The sequence below is a fragment of the Pantoea stewartii subsp. stewartii genome (assembly GCF_008801695.1).
In the GTDB taxonomy this organism is placed as follows: Bacteria; Pseudomonadota; Gammaproteobacteria; order Enterobacterales; family Enterobacteriaceae; genus Pantoea; species Pantoea stewartii.
Genome location: NZ_VZPF01000149.1, coordinates 1 through 4400, shown reverse-complemented (window position 1 = coordinate 4400; position 4400 = coordinate 1). Strand labels below are relative to the sequence as shown.

At 55.5% G+C, this 4400-nt stretch carries 2 protein-coding genes and 3 pseudogenes; 3 read left to right on the top strand and 2 right to left on the bottom strand.

The features are described from left to right. Nucleotides 1–124: 124 nt before the first annotated feature. The 3 genes and pseudogenes from F7Q90_RS24805 to F7Q90_RS24795 all read left to right on the top strand — a co-directional run. Nucleotides 125–352 (top strand): annotated as a pseudogene (locus F7Q90_RS24805) (aldo/keto reductase); the annotation flags it as partial. 82 nt (nucleotides 353–434) lie between these two features. After that, nucleotides 435–953 (top strand): superoxide dismutase family protein, encoded by a 519-nt coding sequence (sodC, locus tag F7Q90_RS24800; protein WP_006118994.1) that lies wholly within the window; start codon nucleotides 435–437, stop codon nucleotides 951–953. A gap of 142 nt (nucleotides 954–1095) precedes the next feature. Further along, on the top strand, nucleotides 1096–1509 hold the full coding sequence (locus tag F7Q90_RS24795) for a hypothetical protein (protein WP_006118995.1): 414 nt from the start codon (nucleotides 1096–1098) through the stop codon (nucleotides 1507–1509). 236 nt (nucleotides 1510–1745) lie between these two features. Here the strand turns inward: F7Q90_RS24795 and F7Q90_RS24785 are convergent. Both F7Q90_RS24785 and F7Q90_RS24780 read right to left on the bottom strand, forming a co-directional pair. Then, a pseudogene (locus tag F7Q90_RS24785) lies at nucleotides 1746–3587 on the bottom strand (FUSC family protein). After that, a pseudogene (locus F7Q90_RS24780) lies at nucleotides 3584–4270 on the bottom strand (efflux RND transporter periplasmic adaptor subunit); the annotation flags it as partial. The pseudogenes F7Q90_RS24780 and F7Q90_RS24785, both read right to left, overlap by 4 nt. Between the last annotated feature and the right edge of the window lie 130 nt (nucleotides 4271–4400).

Genomic DNA, 4400 nt, shown 5'->3' with positions numbered 1-4400 from the left:
GCTCTGGCCATGGTTCGAGCGCTGAACAGAATGACAAAGGCAGGAATGCCAGAAAGTGTCCGTATTGCCTGAAACTCTGCCCTGCTACAGGGACACTCGCCCCGAATCTGATTTATTCAACAAAGCCCCGCTGCGCGACGAGCTGGAAGCCATTCGTCAGGAGATCGGGGCATCAAGCCTTGAGCAGGTCGTCTATGCCTGGGTGATGCGTCTGCCGAGTAAACCCTTGCCCATCATCGGGTCAGGCAAAACCCATCGCATTACAGAAGCGGCAGGGGCGGCCGGGCTGACGCTCAGTCGGCAGCAGTGGTTCCGCATCCGCAAAGCCGCACTGGGCTATGACGTGCCCTGAGCGTAAACATTCGTCAATTTGCGGCAATCTTTGCGCTACGGGGCTAGGCTTAAGCTGAACCCCAGAGCAAAAAGGAGCCACAATGAAAGTGAACGCAATTGCGATAGCGACGCTGTTAGCCTGCGGTGCCGCGCAGGCGGCCAGCGAACAGGTGACAATTCATGCCGTTTCGGTGCAGGGAATCGGCAATGCCATCGGCACGGTAAATATTGAAGAGACGCAATACGGTTTGCAACTGACGCCCATGCTGGAAGGACTGAAGCCGGGCATTCACGGTTTTCATGTCCATGCGAAAGGCAGCTGTGAACCCGGCGAATCGGAAGGAAAAAGGGTGGCCGCGGGGGCGGCAGGGGGGCATCTTGATCCGGCGAACACCGGCAAGCACCTGGGGCCCTATGCTGAGGGCCATTTAGGCGACCTGCCTGCGCTCTATGTCGATGCGCAGGGTAAAGCCACCTATCCGGTGCTGGCACCGCGCATTAAAACGCTGAGCGAGGTGAAAGGCAAAGCGTTGATGGTGCATGTGGGCGGGGATAACCATGCGGATCACCCACAACCTTTGGGCGGTGGCGGGGCACGGTTTGCCTGCGGTGTTATCTGACGCTGTGTGTCGCTGATGGCGGCAGATTTTGCCGCCATCACGGCTTTTCGCTTGTTGACAATTTGTTGTAGCATCATCGTCTTATTCCTCCCTATGATACTGATTCCCGTTACAAAGCCTGACAAACTGAGGAGCAGTGCAAATGAAATGGAAGGGCGCCTGGCTACTGTGTCTGTTGCTGGCAGGATGCGATAAACCCAATGATACGCAACTGATCACAGAAACAGGACGTGAACTGCAGCGCACCATTGATACCAGTTCAGCACGCCTTCGCTGCGAAGAGATTGCGAAGGGCCGTGAACGGCTCAGTCGGGATGTGCGGCAAAAGCTTGAAGCGCAGCATTGCCAGAATGTTCTGCGCAGCGCCACGGAAACCAATTTCACGGATACCACCATTTACCGGCATAACACGACAATGATTTGTGGTGGCATCCTGGGCAAAAGTTTTACGGGGTCGATGATTTACCGGCGTTTTATCTATTCACCCGACGAAAAAGCCCTGGTGATTGAGGCTGTTTCCGAAGCCGATAAAACCCGGTTCGAAGGGCTTTGTTGAATAATAGGTAATCATTCTGTTTTGTCTGCACTGTTTTGGTAGAAAACGCTGATGCCAGACAGAACACCGTCATACGCAAGCATGTAACGCATTGATTTTATGTTATCTGAAACAACCGTTTTCATAGTACCACAGCATAAAATCCATTTATTCAACAAAGCCGGTTCGAAGGGCAAAAAACCGTTCAGCAACTTCAGGATGATTTTAACCGGCAGCACCAGCAGTATTGCCAGTAATCAGTCGGGAATCGCCTGTTTCAGCTGCGCCAGTGAACAGCGCAACCGCCACAGCAGGCCGGCCAGGGTGCTGGCGTCGGCACTGTTGACACTAAGCGCCTCTTCTGTGATGCCCTGAAGCGCGTCCAGCGCGGTGTCCAGGTGGCGATGCTGCACACCGTGTAAGCTCATAATATTCTGCAGATTGTGCAATGCTTCGCTCCGGTACTGGTTCAGTATCGGGGTGTCTGTTTGCCAGTCACGCAGTTGCCAGACGAGATGGGAACAGTTAAGCAGAACGACGCCCCAACGCAGTAGCCAGACGCGCGCCGTTTCATCTTTACTGTTACTGAGTTGACCAATTTTATGATAAATCAGCGACTCAAAACGGTTTTGATCCCGGTGGGGATGCTGACGAAGCTGATCCAGAAACGCCAGCCTCAACGCCTGGATATGGCGACGGCTGCGGCGTGAATCGGAGCTGGGACGCAGGATCTGGAAAGCCAGCCAGGCCAGCAGCAGCGGAAACAGGATGGCCAGCAGTTGCCACAGCTGATTAAACTGCACCATCACACCAAATTTAAACAGCACGCTAAAAGCAAACAGCCAGAGCAACGTTTTCAGTAACAGCGTAATGCTGCCTGTGGGCGAAGGGGCCGAGGCGTAAAGGACACAGGCAATCGCCGTAAACGTCAGGGCCGAGGCACCCGAGGTCCATTGTGTCGCGATCCAGAATGCGCAGCCTGCCACGATGATGCTGAATGTTCGTAGCGCACTCCAGCCGGCTTCGGCGCTGTCACTTTCGCTGGCCAGCGCAGACACTGCAGGCGGTTGAAAGCGGGTATCGGCATCAGCCTGTTCCAGCTGCCTTATCCAGCGCAACACATTGAGGTACATCCAGCAGAAGTAGCGCAACCGCTGACAAAACGCCCGTTGCCGGTAATCACCATCGCTGGCAGGGGTGATGCTGCGTAACAAAGCTGCCAGCCGGTACTTATCACAGTCCGGTTTTGCCAGCTCCTGCATAATGCGTGTTAAAGCCTGATACAGCGCTTCCGGCGCATCTGGCCAGTTCAGCAGCATGCGCCGCAGGCTGGACAGGACGCTGGTCAGACGAAGCTGCTGATGCAGGATATAGTTCAGAACGTTATTTTGGCGACGAAAGCGGTAATGGCTCCAGAATGCCTGGATACGCAATAAATTCATGGTCAGGATCTGGCCAATCACCGCTTCGTGAGCGTGACGGATCTCGTCGTTCCGGGTGTCCTGCAAGAGCAGCGTGGCGTGATCCAGCAGACGCGTGTGCATCTGCTTCAGGGCGGTGATCAGGGCTTCACCGTCTGACGTACTGGGCAGGATCATCATCATTAAACCCGCACAGAGCAGCCCGGAAATCACCTCACAGACGCGCGCCTGGGCAATGTCCCACAGGCCACTGATATCGGTCAGATTGACACAGCTGAAGGCAATGATCGCCGCAGTGTACCCGGCCAGCGAAAACCCATAGGCGACATTATTTTGATAGTGGTTGGCCACCTAGGTACACAGCGCCAGCCAGCCTGCGATAAAAAAGGCAAACAGCCAGGGTTCATTAAGCGTATGGCCCGCAATCAGCAAGGCGGCCGTTGCCCCCAGCAGGCTTCCAACAATACGTCCCAGACTCTTACTGATCACACCGCCGATTGTCGGGAAGCTTACCACCGCAGCGGAGGTCATGGCCCAGTAGGGTTCGTTAAGATCCAGTCCATAGGCAATGCTAAGAGCCAGGCACATGGCAGCCGCGTTACGCAGAGCATAACGCCACTGATTGCTGTCCGCTTTCAGCCAGGGCAGGTTTTGCCAGGCCAGTCCGTTGAGGTTCATGGTTGTATCGTAATCGTGCAGGTCGTACCGGCGATTAACAGAGCGTTATCCGGGAGAGCAGCGAGACGAATGCGTACAGGTACACGTTGAGCAAGGCGCACCCAGGGCACGTTCGGCTTGATATCGGGCAGCAGCCCACTGTCGGCGTCCAGACTCTGATCGTAAATCGCGCGCCCTATGCTCTCAACCTGACCGGATAACTGCCGGCCCGTACTGTAGAGCGTCACCTGAGCGGCCGCACCCGGACGAATATGGCGCAATTTGGTCTCTTCAAAGTAGCCCACGACATAAAAAGCGTGACTGTCCACCAGCGCAAAAAGCGGAGTGCCAGCCGTGGCGAAATTGCCGGGACGTAGTGTCAGATTGCTGACCCAACCGTCCGTGGGGGCGTTCACGGTGGTTTGCTGTAAATTCCATGCGGCCTGTTCACGCGCGGCCTGCGCGGCCTTGACATTGGCCTGCGCCGCCGCTGCATTCAGTCGGGCGACATCCAGATCTTCGCCCGAGATGGTATTGCGCGGCAGTTTACTGCGCCGGTTGAATTCATTTTGGGCTTTCGCCATATCGGCCTGCGCCTGGCTCAGCTGTGCGTCGGCTTTATGCAGAGCGATTTGCCAGGGCACAGGATCCAGCGTCAGTAACCGATCCCCTTTATGTACAAACTGATTATCGACCACGTTCAGTGCGTAAGCGTCACATTTAAACCGTCTGTGCAGCGGGCTCCGGTTCCGGGAAAATAGTGTCCATCATTTTTTAATGGACACTATCGCGTGAAACACCGGACATGGCTCCTTGAGGCGCTTCGCCTCCATT